Genomic DNA, 17,867 nt, shown 5'->3' with positions numbered 1-17,867 from the left:
CGGACCCGGGGAGGGGGTGGGTATGAGCATGCGTGGGCACACGCGACCGCGAGGCGCCGAGGTGCACATCGAACTGGTGTCCGCGCCCGTCACCGACCCGGTGCGCCGACGGTGGACCGGACCCGCCGCCGACCTGATCACCGGTCCCGTCACCGCTCGCCGCCCGGAGTCGGCGCCCGGTTGGGATCCGGTGGTGGTGCACGGAGGGCCGGGCACCGGCAAGACGTCGTTACTGGTCGACGTCGCGATCGCCAGGCTGACCGAGCCGTCGGTGGACCCGGAATCGGTGCTGGTCCTGGCGGGGAGTCGCCGGGCCGCGGTCGAGCTGCGTGAACAGATCACCGCCGGTGTTCTGCGTGGCGGCGGTGCCCGCGGTTCGCGGGCGACGCGGGAGCCGGTGGTCCGCACGGTGCACTCGTATGCCTTTTCGGTGCTTCGCCTTCAGGCGGCGGCGCTGGACCTACCCGCACCACGGCTGATCACCGGATCCGAACAGGACGCGGTGCTGCGCGAGTTGCTGGCGGGTGACCTCGCCGACGGGGCCACCCGATGGCCGCCCCGGCTGCGCCCCGCGCTGGCCACCGCGGGGTTCGCCCAGGCCCTACGGGATCTCATGCTGCGCGCCGCCGAACGTGGCGTGGGGCCCGACGACCTCGTCGAGCTCGGGCGCGCCCACGAACGTGAGGAGTGGGTCGCCGCCGGGCGCGCGTACCGCCAGTACGAGGAGACGACGTTGCTGCGCGCGGCGGTCGGGGTGGACAGCCCACAGACCGCCGCGGTGGACGCGGCCGAACTGATCGGTGCGGCGATGGGTGCGCTGGCGACCGACGACGTGCTGTTACGTCGAGAACGTGGTCGCGTTCGGCATCTCCTGGTCGACGACGCCCAGCACCTCGACCCGCAGGCCGCCGGGCTGATCCGGCTGATCGGTACCGGCGCCGACACCGCCGTGGTGGCGGCAGACACCGACCAGTCCGTGTACGGGTTCCGCGGGGCCAGCCCGGCCTTTGTCACCGACCTGCTCGACGATGGGCGTCGTGCGGTCGTCCTCGACACCTCGTTCCGCAGCAGTCCCGAGGTGCTCGCCGTGGGTGCGGCGGTTGCCCGACGTCTTCCTGGTGCGCGCCCGCACCCGTGGCCGGTCGTGGCCCGCGACTCGGACGCGGGGACCGCCACCGTCGCCGTCTACTCGTCGACGGCCAAGGAGGCCACCGCGGTCGCGGATCTGATGCGGCGCGCTCACCTCTTCGACGGTGTTCCGTGGTCACGGATGGCAGTGGTGGTGCGCTCGGTGCCGCGCGCCGCACCCGCACTGCGTCGGGCCATGCGGTCGGCGGGAGTGCCGGTGGTGGTGCCGACCACCGAGATCCCGCTGGCCCGCCAACGCGCGGTTGCCGCTCTGCTGCTGTCGTTACGGGCCGTCGAACACCGTCTGGACCCGGACGAGGTCACCCAGTTGCTCGCCGGGCCCATCGGCGGGGCCGACCCGACGGTGTTGCGTCGGCTGCGACGCGGGTTGCGCCGCGCGGTCACCGCTGGTGGTCGCGACGATCAGCGCACCTCGGCGGAGCTCATCGTCGACGTCATCGCCCGCGCCGCCGATCGCCCCGATGAGCCGGACCCCGTACTCACCGCCCTCACCCCTGCCGAACGCGGTCCGATCGACCGGGTGGTGGGCGTGGTCCGGGCGGCGGCCACGGGCCGCACCGCCCGACGCGGTGTCGAGGAGGTGCTGTGGGAGGCCTGGAACGCCACCCGGCTGGGCCCGCGCTGGTCGGCCACCGCACTGCGCGGCGGACCGGGCGCCGACCAGGCCGACCGCGATCTGGATGCGGTGGTGGCCCTGTTCGATGCCGCCGCCGACTTCACCGACAGCCTGCCCGCGGCGACGCTGGGCGGCTTCGTCGACCACATCCACCGGCTGCAGATCACCGGGGAATCGCGTTCGCGGCACGCCGATCTCGAAGCGGTGACCATCGTGTCCGCCCACGCCGCCGCCGGCCGCGAGTGGGACGTCGTCGCGGTCGCCGGGGTGCTCGACGGTCTGTGGCCAAGTCTGCGTAGCCGCGGAAGCATCCTCGGTACCCCTGCGTTGATCGACCTGCTCGACGGCATCGCATCCGACGCCGTGGACACGTTGTCGCGCAACGCCGTCGCGCTCGCCGACGAACGCAGACTGCTGCTGGTGGCCTGTACCCGCGCGCGGCGGTCGTTGGCCGTCACCGCGGTGGACGACGGTGGTGGTGACGCCGCTCCCTCGCGGTTCGTCGGCGAACTCGTCGCTGCGCTGCGTGGCACCGGCACCGATCTCGACGCCGACGTGCTCACCGACGACGAGCACGAGTCGGTGGAACTCCCCGTCGACCCCGGGGTGCGCCGGGTGCTCTCGTTGCCGTCACTGGTCGCGGCCCTGCGGTCCGCGGTGTGCACGGACCCCGACTCCGACCGCCGGCGCGCGGCGGCGGCCGAACTGGCCCGCCTGGCCGACGCCGGGGTGCCGGGTGCGCATCCGCGCGACTGGTACGGGCTGGCCGATCCGAGCACCGATGTGCCGCTGTGGGTGCCCGAGAACGGTCCGGTGGTCTTGTCTCCCTCGAACGTGGAAGCGCTGCAGCGGTGCTCGCTTCGATGGATGCTGGAACGTCACGGTGGTCGCGACGGTGACGCTGCTCCGGCGATCACCGGCACGCTCGTCCACACCCTGGTGCAGGCGGTGGCGGGGGAGATCCCGCCCGACGAGGTGACCGCTGCGCTCCGCGAGGTGTGGGACCGCGTCGACACCGGTGCCGCATGGTTCTCCGCGCACGAGTTGGCTCGCACCGAGACGATGTTGGTCAATTTCCAGAACTGGCTGCGACTGTCCCGTGACGACCTCGACGAGGTGGGGGTGGAGGTCGACGTCGACGCCATCCTGCCCGCGGTGGACGCTGATCCCGCCGCCCGGTCCGATGCAGTTCCCGCGCAGTCCGACCCCGAGGTGCGTCTGCGCGGTCGGATCGACCGGCTCGAGCGGGACCGCGACGGCCGGTTGGTGGTGGTGGACGTGAAGACCGCCAAGACAACCATCTCGGCGGCCGACGGTGCAGAACACCCACAGCTCGCGACGTATCAACTCGCCCTCGAGCTGGGTGGGGTCGCCGGGCAGCAGGCGGTGCCCGGAGGCGGCCAGCTGGTGTACGTCAACAACTCGAACCAGAAGACCGGGGCGGCGGTCCGCGAACAACCCGCGCTCACCCCGGAACTCGTCGACGTGTGGCGTCAATTGGTGCGCGGTGCCGCCCGGGGCACCGTCGGGCCGGTCTACCACGCGACGCCCAACCCCGGCTGCGGGCACTGTCCGCTGCACACCAGTTGTCCGGCGAAACTCCCCGGCAAGTCGGTGATCGATGACTGACGTGGACATCCGGGTGGGCGCACCGGCTCGGCCCATCTCGGCGCGCAGCCTGGCCGCGGCCCTCGGGCAACCACCGCCGACGGATGAACAGGTCGCGGTGATCGAGGCGCCGCTGGAACCGGTCCTGGTGGTGGCCGGCGCGGGCGCGGGTAAGACCGAGACGATGGCCTCCCGGGTGGTCTGGTTGGTTGCCAACGGACTCGTCGCACCCGACGAGCTGCTGGGGCTGACGTTCACCCGCAAGGCCGCGGCCGAACTCGCCGTCCGCATCCGCCGTCGATTGGCCGGGTTGGCGGCTGGGCCGGCGATGCAGAACTGGGATCCCGACGGCAGCATTCGCGCGATGTTGCGCGCGGCCGACCCCGAGGTGAGCACCTATCACGCCTACGCGGGCCGGTTGATCGGCGACTACGGGCTGCTGCTGCCGGTGGAACCGTCGGCGACTCTGTTGTCGGAGACGGAACTGTGGCAGCTCGCCTTCGGACTGGTCGCCGGTTGGCCGGGCGATCTGCAGACCACCAAGACCCCGGCGGGGGTCACCGAGGCGGTGTTGAAACTCTACGGTGAGGTCGCCGAGCACCTCGTCGACCTCGACGCGCTGGCCGACGCGGGCTCCACCTTGCGTGACCTCATCGACGACCTGCCGCCCCGAAAACGTCAGCGCGCGGACGTCCCGCAGACCCTTCGCGGTATCCAGGCCGTGATCGATGAACGCCGCGAGCTGATCCCGCTGGTGACCGAACTCGCCCGCACCATGCGTGAGCAGAACGTGCTCGACTTCGGCAGTCAGATGTCCTTGGCGGCGCGCCTGGTGCTCACCCATCCGGAGGTCGCCGAGGCCGAACGTCGCAGTGTGCGAGCGGTTCTGCTCGACGAGTACCAGGACACCGGGCATTCCCAGCGGATGTTGCTCTCGCATCTGTTCGGGACCCCGCCGGGCACCTCCGGACCGGGACCGGGGGTCGCGGTGGTCGCGGTGGGGGATCCGATCCAATCGATCTACGGCTGGCGCGGGGCGTCGGCGGCCAACCTGCCGCGCTTCACGCAGGATTTCCGAGCCTCCGACGGGTCGCCCGCGCGGCGTCTGGAGCTGTTGACCAGTTGGCGCAACGCGCGTAGCGCCCTGGTGTTGGCCAACGCGGCGTCGGAGCAACTGCGTGCCCGTGGTGTCCCGGTCAGTGTGTTGCGACCCCGCGACGACGCCCCTGCGGGGTCGGTGCGTCTGGCTCTCACCGAGACCGTCCTCGACGAGCGGGAGTGGATCGCCGACGGGATCGAGTCCGCCTACCGGTCCGCCGACGCGGGCGGGACGCGACCGCCGAGTGCGGCGATCCTGGTGCGCCGCAACGAGGATTCCGCCCCGCTGGCGGCGGCGTTGGAGAGTCGCGGTATACCCACCGAGGTCGTCGGCATCGGTGGTCTCCTGCACGTGCCGGAGATCGCTGACATCGTCGCGACGCTGCGGTTGATGGCCGATCCGTTGGCGGGCACCGCGGCCATGCGTCTGCTCACCGGTGCGCGGTGGCAGCTCGGGGCGGCGGACCTGGCCGCGCTGTGGCGCCGTGCCAACGACCTCGCCGCCATCGAACGGGCCCGTGCCGGAGGGGAACTCGTCGACGGCGACGATCTGCGGCGCGCCCTGGACGCGTCGGTGCCGACCGAGTCCGCCGACGAGGCCGGTCTCGGTGATGCGTTGGCCGATCCCGGTGAGGCCGAGCGGTACAGCCCCGACGGGTACCGCCGTATCGCCGCCTTCGGCGCGGAGATCGATGGCCTGCGCCGACGGATGGGACAGCCGTTGACCGAGCTCGTGGCCGACGCGGAGGCCACCATCGGCGTGGCGGTGGAGGCGCAGATCAAGGCCCGGCGGATGCGGGGTGCGGTGACCGGCCGCGAACATCTCGACGCGTTCGCCGGATATGTGGCCCAGTACGCCGATCGGTCGTCGGCGACATTGCCGGGCCTGCTCGCCTTTCTCGACGCGGCCGCGGCCATCGAGAAGGGACTCGAACCCGGCCGGGTGGAGGTGGCCGAGGAGCGGGTCCAGATCCTCACCGTGCACGCCGCCAAAGGGCTGGAGTGGGATCTGGTCGCGATCCCGCACCTGTGTGCCAACATCTTTCCCGGTGGACGGAGCGACGGCAGCTGGCTGGGCAGCGCACGCGAGCTGCCGCCGGAGTTGCGCGGCGACCTCGCGGTCACGGCGGGAGAGGGGTTCCCGCGGTTCGATCTCGACGGGTTCGATGATCGCAAGGACCTCGAGGAGCGGATCGCCGACCACAAGCAGGCGTTGCGGGACCGCAAGCTGGAGGAGGACCGACGGTTGCTGTACGTCGCTCTCACCCGGACCAAGGACGCGTTGCTCATCTCCGGTCACCAGTGGGGCGAGACCGGTGACAAGCCGCGCGGCCCGTCGCCGTTCCTGGTCGAGTTGTCGGACTCGATCGCGGAACTGTCGCAGATCCGACCGGAATCGGTGACGCGCGTGGTGGTGGAGCAGTGGTGCGACGCTCCCGACGACGGTGCCACCAACCCGTTGGCGGAGGTGGTCGTCAGGGCCGCCTGGCCGCCGGACCGGCTCGGCGACCGTCGACCGTCGGTGCAGGCCGGCGCCGACCTCGTCCTCGCCGCGATCGAGGAGCGGGGACAACCCACGCTGTTCGATCCCCCGGTGTCGGCGACGACATCGGACGGCGTCCCCGACGTCGAGCCGGTCGAGGCGGAGGTGGCGGAGGAGATCGCCGCGTGGCGGGCCGAGACCGATGCCCTGCTCGCCGAGTACCGCAGTGCCCAGTCGTGGAGCCTGACCCTGGAACTCCCGCACCATCTGTCGGTGAGCCAGCTGGTGGAACTGCGCACCGACGAGCAGGCCTTCGCGCGTCGGTTGCGCCGGCCGGTGCCGTTCAAGCCGAATCCGTTGGCCCGGAGGGGCACCGCCTTCCACGCCTGGGTGGAGCGACGGTTCGGCGCCACCCGACTGCTCGACGTCGACGAACTCCCCGGTTCGGCGGAGGGACCGGATGCGGTCGACGACGACCTCGCGGAGCTGCGTGCGAAGTTCCTCGCCTCACCATGGGCCGATCGCACTCCCGCGGAGGTCGAGGTGCCGTTCGAGACGGTCATCGGCGGCACCGTCGTCCGCGGTCGTATCGACGCGGTGTTCGCCGAGCCGGACGGCGGCTGGCTCGTGGTCGACTGGAAAACCGGCGCGGAGCCGTCCGCGGCGGGCAGACAGTCGGCGCAGGTGCAGCTGGCTGCCTACCGCGTGGCCTGGGCCGAGTTGGCCGGATGTGAGCTGTCGTCGGTGTGCGCGGCCTTCCACTACGTTCGGACGGGCACCACACTCGAACCGGCGGACCTGCCCGACGAACAGCAGCTCGCCGCCATGCTCATCCGCGACCGGTGATGACCGGTCGTCAGGAGGCGCGCTTCCAGACCTGCCAACCGGCCACGATCATCGGGATCTGCAGCGGCAACCGCGCCAGCATTGCCGCGCGCACCGCAGGCTTGTGCCAGTACATCCGCACCATGTTCAGGTTCGCCGGGTAGACCGCGATGAACAGGCCCACCGACGCCAGGCCGGACACCCGACGGGTCCTGGGCCAGAGGAGACCACCGGCGAGCCCGACCTCCACGACCCCCGATGCGAGCGTCGCGGTGCGTTTGTCGACGGGGATCTCGTCGGGGATGGTCTCGTCGAACCGCTCCGGTACGACGAAGTGCAACGTACCGACCGTCGCCAGCATGACCGCCAACAGCAGCGACTGTCTGCTGCCGTCGGACAGTCGAGTGGCGGAGAGCCGGGTGGCCGGGATCCAGGTCGGGGTACGACGTGTGCGCATGGGTCCACCATGCCCGATCCGCTGCGCCCGCCTACGTCGAGGTCTCGGGTACCGACGTGTCGCATCGGTGGTGGTCGAGGGTCTACAGTCCACTCCTGTGGCGACAGCTCCCGACTCGATCGGCTCGACCCTCTGATGGCCCGAGGGTTCCGGCGTAACCGGCCGGAGGAACTGACCAGCATGCCCGATCACGCCCTCGTCGGCGTGGTGCGCATCCCCGAGACCGAGAGCAGCCCGGTGACGGCGATCAGCCGCCGGGTGCTCTACGCGCTGATCGCGTTGTTCGCCGGAGTGCTGGTCGTCTACGTCGACCGGGACGGCTATCGCGACGCCCAGGGTAGTTCGATGTCCTTCCTCGACTGCCTCTACTACGCGACGGTCTCCCTCTCGACCACCGGTTACGGCGACATCACCCCGATCAGTCCGGGTGCGCGCCTGGTGAACGTGCTCGTCATCACCCCGCTTCGGGTGCTGTTCCTGATCCTGTTGGTCGGCACCACCCTGGCCGTCCTCACCGAACGGTCCCGTCAGGCATTCAAGATCCAGCGCTGGAGGAGCAACGTGCGCAATCACACAGTGGTCGTCGGGTTCGGCACCAAGGGCAAGACGGCCGTCTCGGCGCTGATGGCCGACGGGGTCAAGCCCGCCGAGATCGTGGTGGTGGACTCCAACGCGTCGGTGCTGGAGAGCGCCGCCGCGCGCGGGTTGGTCACCGTCCGTGGTGACGCCACCCGCTCCGACGTGCTGCGACTCGCCGGGACGCAGCACGCCTCGGCCATCGTCATCGCCGCCAACCGCGACGACACCGCGGTGCTGGTGACGCTCACCGCCCGGGAGTTGAACTCCAAGGCGAAGATCGTGACCTCGGTGCGGGAAGCCGAGAACACCCACCTGATGCGCCAGTCGGGCGCCGACTCGGTGGTGGTGTCCTCGGAGACCGCCGGTCGGTTGCTGGGTCTGGCGACCATCACCCCCACGGTCGTCGAGATGATCGAGGATCTGCTCACCCCCGACGCCGGTCTCGCCATCGCCGAACGTGAGGTCGACCGCGACGAACAGGGAGCATCGCCCCAACATCTGCGCGACATGGTGCTCGGGGTGCTGCGCGACGATCACCTCTACCGAGTGGACGAGCCCGAGGTCGACGCCATCGAAGAAGGCGATCGCCTGCTGTACGTGCGCCGCAGCAACTCCGAGAGCGCCCGCGACTGACCGGTGGCGGTTCCTCGAGTGCGCTCGCGCGGCGCGGCGCCGCCCGCACTCAGTAGGGTCGAGCGGGTGACCGCCTTCGAGTTGGACCTGCCTCCCTTGCTCTCCCGGTCCACCGTCGACCGGGCCGACGAGATCCGCGACGACACCGACAGACTGATCGCCGGTTGGCCGACGGCCCGGTTGGTGACCGTGGATCATCAGGGCCGGTATCCGGTCGGCGACGACGGTCCCCGCTGGATCCCGGCCACCGAACTCGGCGGCACCCCACCCGCCGGCGCGGTGCTGTTGGGGATCCGCGACGGCATCGACCTGTGGACGCTGCGGGTGGACGAGATCGAGGGCGAGTACAGCGACCTACGCGGCGGCGGTGTGCTGCTCGACGGTGATCAGGCCGGTCTGCTGGGTACCGCGGTGGCCATCCTCAACTGGCACGACGCGGCAGGGTTCTCACCGGTCGACGGCAAACCCACCGCGCCCGAGCGGTCGGGATGGGTGCGGCGCAACACCGCGACCGGTTCGCTGGAATTCCCGCGTACCGACTCGGCGATCATCACGGTCGTGCACGACGGTGGGGACCGGATCCTCCTCGGGCGGCAGGCCTCCTGGCCCGAACGGTGGTATTCGACGCTGGCCGGCTTCGTCGAGCCGGGGGAGTCGTTGGAACAGTGTGTGATCCGCGAGGTGCACGAAGAAGTGGGTATCGATGTCTGGTCTCCGCGCTACCTCGGTAGTCAGCCGTGGCCGTTCCCGCGGTCGTTGATGCTGGGATTCGAGGCGACCGCCGACCCCGACCAACCGCTGGCGTTCCTGGACGGCGAGATCGGTGACGCGATCTGGTTCCATCGCGACGAGGTGCTCGAAGCCCTCGACCGCGGGGACTGGACCCGACCCGCCACCACACTGTCACGCAACAGCGCCACCGACACCGCAGGCGCCCCCGACGCACGCCTACGGTTGCCGGGGTCCATCTCCATCGCCAGGGCGATGGTCACCGCCTGGGCGCACAACGGCAGCTGACCGGACGCCGTGCTTTGCGGCCGTTCAGGCGTCGGTGGTGACGCTCAGAGGGTGGCCAACTTCTTGGTGACGTCCACGATCGATGGATTGGTCGCGGTGGACCCGTCGGCGTACTTCACGGTCGGGACCACATGGTTGCCGCCGTTCACACTCCCGACGAACTGAGCCGCCTCGGGATGCCGTTCGATGTCCACCTCGTCCCAGGCGATGCCCTTGGCCTTCAGGGCCGTCTTCAGGCGTGCACAGAAGCCGCACCAGGAGGTGGTGTACATGGTCAACTTGGCGGGGGAATCAGTCACGGTCTGCTCAACGTCGTAACCCGAGGGGTTGTTCCGGGGGGTTGTCGGGACCGCTTGTCATACTGGCTGGCGTGCGCGCGACCGAAGGACTGGACCCCGAACAGCTCGCCGCGGTGACCGCGCCGCGCGGACCGGTCTGTGTGCTGGCCGGCGCGGGCACCGGCAAGACCCGGACCATCACCCACCGCATCGCCCACCTCGTCGGCAATGGTCACGTCGACGCCGGTCAGGTGCTCGCGGTCACCTTCACCGCGCGCGCCGCGGGGGAGATGCGCACCCGGCTGCGATCGATGCAGATCGGTGGCAGCGGATCGGTGCAGGCCCTGACCTTCCACGCCGCCGCGCTGCGGCAACTCCGCTACTTCTGGCCGCAGGCGGTGGGTGACACCCGGTGGGAGCTCGTCGACAACAAGTTCCCGCTGATCTCGCGCGCCGCACGCCGTGCCGGCCTCGACACCAGCACCGAGACCCTGCGTGACCTGTCCTCGGAGATCGAATGGGCCAAGTCGTCGCTGGTCTCGCCGGAGGCCTACCCCGAGACCGTGGCGAGGCTGCGGCGCGAGATCCCGTTCGCCGCGGAGAAGGTCGTCGCCGTCTACGAGGGGTACGAAGCCGCGAAGATCACCCCGGACGGTGACATGGGACTCGACTTCGACGACCTGTTGCTGTTCACCGCGCAGATCCTGCGAGACCATCGCAACATCCGCGAGGAGTTCGCCTCGCGATACCGCTGCTTCGTGGTCGACGAATACCAGGACGTCACCCCCGCGCAGCAGCAGTTGCTCGACACCTGGCTCGGTGAGCGTGACGACCTGACGGTGGTCGGTGACGCCAACCAGACCATCTACACCTTCGCCGGAGCCAGCCCGCGCTACCTGCTCGACTTCACCCGCCGCTTCCCCGACGCCGCGCTGATCCGATTGCACCGTGACTACCGATCCACGCCCGAGGTGGTCGGCCTGGCGAACCGGGTGATCGGGATGGCCCGCGGTCGGATCGCGGGCACCCGCCTCGAACTCGTCGGCCAGCGCCCCACGGGCCCCGGCCCGGAATTCGCCGAGTTCGACGACGAACAGATGGAGGCGCGAACCACCGTCGAGACCATCAAGAGACTGCTGGCCCAAGGGGTCCCGGCATCGGAGATGGCGATCCTCTACCGGATCAACGCGCAGTCGGAAGTGCACGAACAGGCACTGACCGAGGCGGGGATCCCATATCAGGTGCGCGGCGGCGAGGCATTCTTCCAGCGGGCTGAGATCCGCCAGGCGATGCGGTCGATCAGCCAGGCCGCCGCCCGCGACGACCTGCCCGCCGAGGCGGATCTGCTCGGTGTGTTGCGTGCGGTGCTCGCCCCCCTCGGACTGTCCGACGAGGCGCCCGCCGGTGCTCAGGCGCGACAGCGGTGGGAGTCGTTGCGGGCGTTGATGAACCTCACCGAGGAGCTGCTCGAGGTGACGCCCGATCTGACCCTCGCCGGGCTCGCCACCGAACTGCGCACCCGGTCGGATTCCCGACATCCGCCGACGGTGGCCGGGGTCACCCTCTCGTCGCTGCACGCGGCCAAAGGGCTCGAATGGGATGCGGTGTTCCTCGTCGGTGTGGTGGACGGATCGCTGCCCATCAAACAGGCGGTCGACGCAGGTGACGACGCGATCGAGGAGGAACGTCGACTGTTCTACGTCGGCGTGACCCGGGCTCGCGAACACCTGCACATCTCCTGGGCGCTGGCCCGTAACGAGGGAGGCCGGAAGAGTCGCAGGCGCTCTCGGTTCCTGGCCGGTTTGGTACCCGATGACTCACCGGCCTCCCGCATCGCCGAACCGGTCCGTAAGCGAGCGCGGCCGATGTGTCGGGTCTGCGGTAAGCCGTTGTTGGGCAAGACCGCATCGCTGCTCGGTCGATGTGAGAACTGCCCATCGGACATCGACGAGGGACTGTTCGTCGCCCTGAAGGAATGGCGCAGTGGTCGGGCCGCCGAACAGAAGGTGCCTGCCTTCGTGGTGTTCTCCGACAACACCCTGATCGCCATCGCCGAACAGCGACCCGGCGACGTGCCCGGACTGGTGGCCATCCCCGGTATCGGCCCCAAGAAGCTCGACCAGTACGGCGAGGACCTGCTCGGCCTGGTCCGTGCGCATTCCTGACCTGCACTGATCTTCCGGCGTTAAATGGGTTGTGCGGTCGTGTGCACTGCCTTTACTGTGTCTCACATAGGAACAGAGAGCGCCCTTGCCCTCTGGAAACTGCACCGGACGGACAGACGGATGACGTGGGAAGGAGTGGACCAGTGAATCTCATCAACGAGAACGCCAACGGCGGCAACATGTGTGTCGACTCCCTGCCCACTCGTGTGGGCGCGGGATCCGCTCCCATCGCCTCGCAGCGTCATCGCCACTCCTGGACCGCCGTCGCACCGGCCGCCCTCCAATTGGCAGATGCATGCAAGCCGTTGCCGCTCGACGCCACCCATGAATTCGCCGCAATCGCAGGCTTCGCCGCATTTACCGCGCGAGCCGGAAGGCGATTCCCGTGCCGCCCCGAGGACTCATGACCTTGTAGTCATCAGTCCGTCAGGGCATCCGAGGCCACGGTGAATCGCACCCCGCGAAGACCGTGGCCTTTGTCGTCTCCACCGCCGTCCGGCGGCTCCGACGAGATCGGTTCACCGATTCGCCAGCGCGAATTCCCACCCGAACCGAGAAACGTAGAACGCCGGAGGACATGACATGACCGAGACGCTCGATTTCGAATCCTGTATGGGGGCGAACTGCGCCTCCGAGATCCCCTGCCAGGTGGGGGATCCGGATCTGTGGTTCGCCGAGTCACCGGCCCGGCTCGAGCAGGCCAAGGCGCTGTGCGCCGACTGCCCGCTTCGTCGGGAATGCCTCGATGCCGCCCTCGATCGCGCCGAGCCGTGGGGTGTGTGGGGCGGAGAGATCTTCGAGCAGGGCCGCGTGATCGCGCGTAAACGCCCACGAGGTCGGCCCCGCAAGGTGCAGGCAGCGTGAACCCGCAGGTGAGCGACCGGGACGGCCGAACGGCCGTCCCGGTCGTCGTGCCTATGCGGGGTCGACACCGTCAGTCTCCGAGACCGGGAACCCATTCCTCCATGATCCTGCGGTAGGGGGCCTCGGCGTCGAGTTGCGCGGCGATGCCGACGCATCCTGCGAGCACCCGGAAGACCATCACGTATTCCTTGGGCACGTTGAGGTTTCGCGAGGTCCGGTACACGTCGCCGCGAACGTCGGTGGCCTTGCCCGCCGCATGCTGCAGCCACTTTCGGGTGAAATGAAACGACTCGCTGTACAGCGGATCGACATACGCCTTCAGGTATGCCTCGAGATCGGCCGGGGTGATCCGGTCCTCCCGCGACCGCAGGATGAAACCCTCCCGGACCATCTCCTCGCGGAGCGCGTCGTACTGACGATCGCGGGCCAACCGCAGGATCGGGCCGATGGCCGGGGGTAGACCACCGGGGTAGCGGCCGACGGCGCCGAAGTCGAACACCGCGAGTCTGCCGTCGTCGAGGACCTGGAAGTTGCCCGGGTGCGGGTCGCCGTGCAGCAACCCCACCCGTGACGGTGACGACACCTCGAACGTAGCCAGCAGGGCCGCCGCGCGGTTGCGCTGGTCCCGGTCGCCGTCGGCGATGATCTGCGACAACGGTGTGCCGACCACCCATTCGCTGACCATCACCTTGGGGGAGCTGGCCACCACCCGCGGGACCATGAAGTCGGGATCACCGTCGAAGGCCGTGGCGAACGCCCGCTGATTGGCCGCCTCACCCTGGTAATCGAGCTCTTCTGAGGTGCGTTCGATCAACTCGTCCATCATCGACCGCACGTCGGTGCCGGGCGACATCCGTTGCATCACCCCGGTCATCCGCGACAGGGTCTTCAGATCGGCCTGCAGTGCCACGTCGGCACCCGGGTACTGGACCTTGATGGCGACAGGTCGGCCATCGTGCCACACCCCTCGGTGGACCTGTCCCACACTGGCCGATGCGGCGGGGGAGTCGTCGAACTCGGTGAATCGGTCGCGCCACCGGGTACCGAGCTGTTGGTCGAGTACCTGATGCACCCGGCGGGCGGGCATCGGAGGGGCCTGGGCCTGCAGTTTGGTCAGCGCATCGCGAAATGGTTCACCGAACTCGTCGGGAACGGCGGCCTCCATCACCGACAGCGCCTGGCCCACCTTCATGGCACCGCCCTTGAGCTCACCGAGAACCGCGAACATCTGTTCCGCGGCGCGGGCCATCATCTCCTGGTTGATCTCGTCCTTGTCGCCACCGGCGATCCGCTTGCCGAACCCGGCGGCAGCGCGACCGGCCATCCCGATGGGCAGGGACGCGAGTTTGGCATTACGACGACCGCGGCCTTTGGTGATGTCCGACATCGTTCCCCTTCCGCGTTCGACCACTTCCAATGTAGTTCACCGTCCGACCGTGAATGCCGACCCGCTCGGTCGCTCTCCCGTGCAGGGACACAGCGGATGTGCAGACATGTGGCGCACGCGCATCCGCGATGGTCTCGGCCCGATCTCCACGGCTCTGTCCACGCATTGCGGCACGCCGGCCGACGTGTCGGCGAGGCCCTGCCGGATCTGTGCGACCTGATCGAACGCCACCGCCGCGACCATCGCGATCACCGATGCCGGCGCCCAACTGCTACGACCGACCCACTGGGCGGTCACCACGGGCCAATCGTGATCGTGGTCGGCCCGGTGCAGTTCGTCGCACCGCAGACAACTGCTGAGTCCGGGCAGCACCAACGGCCCGACCACCCCGACGCCGTCACACACCCGTGCCGGTAGATGAGGTATCCCATCGCGGATCATCGCCTCCACCACCAGCGGGTCGTGCACGAGGTGATCGGTGAGTATCACCAGGTCGCAGTCCCACCCGTGTAGTGACCGATGACCGTCCCGGTGGGTGCGGGGACGTTGGGTGGAACGCTCGACCTGCACACCCGCGTCACGGAGCAACGCGTGCAGAGCGGTGGTCACCGGCCCCCGGCCGTGCAACCGGATACGCAGCGATCGGGGAGTGGGTGTTGCGGGGTGCGCGTGGCCGGTGGTCGTCAGCACGTCGAGCAGATCGTCGACGTCGGCCGGGGTGAGCCCCACGGCGGCGGCGACGCGATACGCCTCGATCCGCGTGCGGGGCACACACAGGTCCTCGAGCAGGCGCAGGAACGCGTGGGAGTCGATGGATCCGGGCAGGTCGACGATCACCTCGCGGCCGGGGTGAGCACCGATCTGTACCCGACGACCGGGTCGGATGGCGATGGCCGCGCCCGGGTGCAGGGCAGGGGCGAGATCGGGCAGATCACGGGACGTCATGGCGGCACCCTGACAGGGTCGTCGTCATCGGTCGTCGCGGTGGCGGGGGTTGTGCACAGGGTCGACGGACGTCTCATCCGTCGTGGAGATCGCGTCCGCGCAGGTCAGCCCTTGGAGGAGCCCTGGTCGTCGTCGTCAGCCGGCGGCTCGGGTGATTCGTCCGGTTCTGTCGATTCCCCGGACGACTCCTTCTCTCTGGCGGCGGCCTCCTCGGCCATCGTCTTCTCCAGCTGGGCGATCGGGTCGTCGTCGAGCTCCCCGACATCGCCGCCGATGACGCGGTCGATGAATCCCGCCGGGTTGTCGAGATCACCGGAGTCGGGGATCAGGTCGGGGTGCGCCCACACGCCGTCACGGGTGGTGATGTCACTGCTCTCCACCAGCTTCGACCACAGGGTGGCCGCCTCACGCAGTTTGCGCGGGCGCATCTCCAGCCCGACGAGCGTCGCGAAGGTCTGCTCGGCCGGCCCACCGCTGGCCCGGCGACGACGCATGGTCTCGGTCAGCGCCGACGTACTCGGTAGCCGGTCATTGAGGGCGCGGAACACCACCTGCTCCACCCACCCCTCGATCAGGGCCAGCAGCGTCTCGAGTCGCTCCAGTGCGGCGGTCTGCTCGGGAGTGGCGCTCGGCTCGAAGGCGGTGCTCGCCGACATCAACTCCTCGATCTTGGAGGGATCGCTGAGCAACTGCGCCGGGTCGATGTTGGCAGCGGCGTTCTCGATCCCGGAGAAATCGATGGTGATCCCACGGGCGTACTGCTCCACGGTGGACAGCACCCGCTCGCGTAACCACGGGACGTGACTGAACAGGCGGACGTGCGCGGCCTCGCGGGCCGCGATGAAGACGATGATCTCCTGGGCGGGCAGTTCCAACCCGTCGGAGAATCCGGCGATCGCCTCGGGCAGCAGTACCGCGGTGCCCGGCGCGGCGAGCGGCAGTCCGATGTCGGTGGAGGTGAGTACCTCTTTCGCGAGCTGTCCGAGCCCCTGTCCGAGCTGGGTTCCGAACGCCATCCCGCCCATCTGGGTGAGCATGCCGAGCATCGGGCCGGCCATCTGCTTGGCCTCGGCCGGCAGGTTGTCCGTCCAGCCACCGGACAACTGTTCGGCCACCGGATCGCAGAGCCGCTTGAAGGTGGGCATGGCTTCTTCCAGCCACTGCACCGGGGTCCACGCCGCCGATGTGGTGACGCCCGCGGGCAACGAGGTCTGCTCGTCGAGCCACACCTCGGCCAGCCGCACCGCCTCGGTGACGGCCTCGGTCTCCTTGCCGGCAACCGGGGTGAAATCGCCGATCTGTTGACGCGCGAGGTTACTCGCCACCTGATAGTTGACCGGCCCCGAACCGGAGCCGGCACCGCTGGTCATGCCGGAGAACATCTGGCCGAGCTGGGAGAACATCTGGCCGAGTTGCGACGGGTCGAAGCCGGCACCGCCCGCACCGAGGTCGAAGCCGAAAGGGTTGTCCTGGCCACCGGAACCACCAGAGCCGCCGGAACCGCGCCCACTCCTGCCCTTGGCGTCGTCACCGTCGTCCCCGCTCGAGGAGAATCCGAAAGGCAAGTCGTTCATACATCCCACGGTACCGGCCCGAACGCCACGCTCCACGGGTCTGTGGTGCGCCAGACCCCTGAGTTCGCTGACAGCGCAGAACCGGCGACCGCAGCGCCGGGGCCGGTCGGGCCACGGCGGTGAACTACCGTGGTGCGGTGCCTGTGCTGCCCGCCCACCGACGGATCGTCACCGTCGCCGTCAGTGCCCTGCTGCTGGTGGTCCTGATCCTGGTCGGTGCGGTGGTGCGCGTGCCGTATGTGGCGCTGGGGCCGGGACCCACCGTGAACACCCTCGCCGACGTCGGCGGACGCGAGGTGGTGGAGGTGGAGGGAGCGCCGGAGAAGAAGACCACCGGGCACCTCAATCTCACCACCGTGTCGGTCGCGGATCGGATGACCCTGTTCGAGGCCATGGCCGCCTGGTTCTCGGGTCGACAGTCGCTGGAGCCACGCGAGACGGTGTTCCCGCCCGACAAATCCGACCAACAGGTGGAACAGCAGAACGCGCAGGAGATGGGTGGATCGCAGGACTCCGCGACCCTCGCCGCGCTGAGCTATCTGAAGAAGACGGTGTTGACCGTCGACGTGGACAACGGTGGTCCCGCGAAGGGTGCGCTGCGCTCCGGTGACCAGGTGACATCGGTGGACGGTACCGAGGTGGCCTCGCCGGAGGCGTTGCGGGACGCGGTGAGCGACAAGAAGCCCGGTACGCCGGTGCGGCTCGACATCGTCCGCGACGGGCAGTCGTCGACGGCCACCGTCACCCTCGGCTCCCGACCGGGACAAACCGACAAAGGCTATCTCGGCGTGACACCCCGGCTCCGGGCTGCCGCCGACGCGCAGAAGGTGACGTTCAACGTCGGCGACATCGGCGGTCCGTCGGCCGGTCTGATGCTCTCGTTGGCCATCGTCGACAAGTTGGTGCCGCAACAGCTCACCGGCGGCAAATTCATCGCCGGTACCGGGACCATCGACGAGAGCCGCCAGGTGGGCAGCATCGGGGGCATCACGCACAAGACCCTGGCGGCGCGGGAGGCCGGCGCCGGGTGGTTCCTGGTGCCCGCGGGCAATTGCGCGGAGGCCAAGTCGGACGCGCCGGGCGGTCTCGAACTGCTCAAGGTCTCCAGCCTGGATGACGCCATCACGACCCTCGGCGACCTGACCGCGGGAAAGCCCGCCCCGCACTGCTGAGACGCTGACCGCGGCGC

The 17,867-nt window shown here is 69.4% G+C and carries 13 protein-coding genes; 8 read left to right on the top strand and 5 right to left on the bottom strand.

The features are described from left to right. Positions 1 to 22 precede the first annotated feature (22 nt). Positions 23 to 3,394 (top strand): ATP-dependent helicase, encoded by a 3,372-nt coding sequence (locus BW971_RS11845; RefSeq protein WP_076479741.1) that lies wholly within the window; start codon positions 23 to 25, stop codon positions 3,392 to 3,394. After that, positions 3,387 to 6,800, top strand: coding sequence for an ATP-dependent helicase (locus BW971_RS11840; RefSeq protein ID WP_076479739.1), 3,414 nt, complete (start codon positions 3,387 to 3,389; stop codon positions 6,798 to 6,800). The genes BW971_RS11845 and BW971_RS11840 overlap by 8 nt, the downstream gene beginning before the upstream one ends. A 10-nt stretch (positions 6,801 to 6,810) precedes the next feature. On the opposite strand, the gene BW971_RS11835 is transcribed toward BW971_RS11840, so the two are convergent. Further along, on the bottom strand, positions 6,811 to 7,140 hold the full coding sequence (locus BW971_RS11835) for a DoxX family protein (RefSeq protein ID WP_143690331.1): 330 nt from the start codon (positions 7,138 to 7,140) through the stop codon (positions 6,811 to 6,813). A 276-nt stretch (positions 7,141 to 7,416) separates the two neighbouring features. Here BW971_RS11835 and BW971_RS11830 point away from each other — a divergent pair, with 276 nt between their 5' ends. Next, positions 7,417 to 8,448, top strand: a complete 1,032-nt coding sequence (locus tag BW971_RS11830) for a potassium channel family protein (RefSeq protein ID WP_407701215.1) — start codon at positions 7,417 to 7,419, stop codon at positions 8,446 to 8,448. Positions 8,449 to 8,514: 66 nt separating this feature from the next. Then, positions 8,515 to 9,465 carry an NAD(+) diphosphatase gene (gene nudC, locus BW971_RS11825; protein WP_076479733.1) on the top strand — a complete coding sequence of 317 codons (951 nt, stop codon included), beginning with the start codon at positions 8,515 to 8,517 and terminating at the stop codon, positions 9,463 to 9,465. 44 nt (positions 9,466 to 9,509) lie between these two features. Here the strand turns inward: nudC and BW971_RS11820 are convergent, their stop codons facing one another. After that, positions 9,510 to 9,737, bottom strand: coding sequence for a mycoredoxin (locus tag BW971_RS11820; protein ID WP_076479884.1), 228 nt, complete (start codon positions 9,735 to 9,737; stop codon positions 9,510 to 9,512). Positions 9,738 to 9,826: 89 nt separating this feature from the next. Between BW971_RS11820 and BW971_RS11815 the strand changes: the two genes are divergently transcribed. From BW971_RS11815 to BW971_RS11810, 3 genes are all read left to right on the top strand, one after another. Then, on the top strand, positions 9,827 to 11,908 hold the full coding sequence (locus BW971_RS11815) for an ATP-dependent DNA helicase UvrD2 (RefSeq protein WP_407701217.1): 2,082 nt from the start codon (positions 9,827 to 9,829) through the stop codon (positions 11,906 to 11,908). 143 nt (positions 11,909 to 12,051) lie between these two features. Continuing rightward, positions 12,052 to 12,315, top strand: a complete 264-nt coding sequence (locus BW971_RS21190; RefSeq protein WP_143690326.1) for a hypothetical protein — start codon at positions 12,052 to 12,054, stop codon at positions 12,313 to 12,315. Between the two features lie 175 nt (positions 12,316 to 12,490). Continuing rightward, positions 12,491 to 12,772 (top strand): WhiB family transcriptional regulator, encoded by a 282-nt coding sequence (locus BW971_RS11810; protein ID WP_076479729.1) that lies wholly within the window; start codon positions 12,491 to 12,493, stop codon positions 12,770 to 12,772. 70 nt (positions 12,773 to 12,842) lie between these two features. Here BW971_RS11810 and BW971_RS11805 read toward each other — a convergent pair whose 3' ends face one another. The 3 genes from BW971_RS11805 to BW971_RS11795 all read right to left on the bottom strand — a co-directional run bounded on the left by BW971_RS11805 (position 12,843) and on the right by BW971_RS11795 (position 16,678). Then, positions 12,843 to 14,159 carry an ABC1 kinase family protein gene (locus tag BW971_RS11805; RefSeq protein ID WP_076479727.1) on the bottom strand — a complete coding sequence of 439 codons (1,317 nt, stop codon included), beginning with the start codon at positions 14,157 to 14,159 and terminating at the stop codon, positions 12,843 to 12,845. 36 nt (positions 14,160 to 14,195) lie between these two features. Then, positions 14,196 to 15,104, bottom strand: coding sequence for a hypothetical protein (locus BW971_RS11800; RefSeq protein ID WP_076479725.1), 909 nt, complete (start codon positions 15,102 to 15,104; stop codon positions 14,196 to 14,198). A gap of 104 nt (positions 15,105 to 15,208) precedes the next feature. Next, a complete protein-coding gene (locus BW971_RS11795) occupies positions 15,209 to 16,678 on the bottom strand; it encodes a zinc-dependent metalloprotease (protein ID WP_076479882.1) in 1,470 nt (489 codons plus the stop codon). Positions 16,679 to 16,821: 143 nt separating this feature from the next. Here BW971_RS11795 and BW971_RS11790 point away from each other — a divergent pair, with 143 nt between their 5' ends. Then, positions 16,822 to 17,850 carry a YlbL family protein gene (locus tag BW971_RS11790; RefSeq protein WP_076479880.1) on the top strand — a complete coding sequence of 343 codons (1,029 nt, stop codon included), beginning with the start codon at positions 16,822 to 16,824 and terminating at the stop codon, positions 17,848 to 17,850. Positions 17,851 to 17,867: the final 17 nt, after the last annotated feature.

The organism is Williamsia sterculiae (assembly GCF_900156495.1).
GTDB lineage: Bacteria > Actinomycetota > Actinomycetes > Mycobacteriales > Mycobacteriaceae > Williamsia_B > Williamsia_B sterculiae.
The sequence above is the reverse complement of the archived record's forward strand: the minus strand, read 5'-3'. Positions and strand labels throughout refer to the sequence as shown.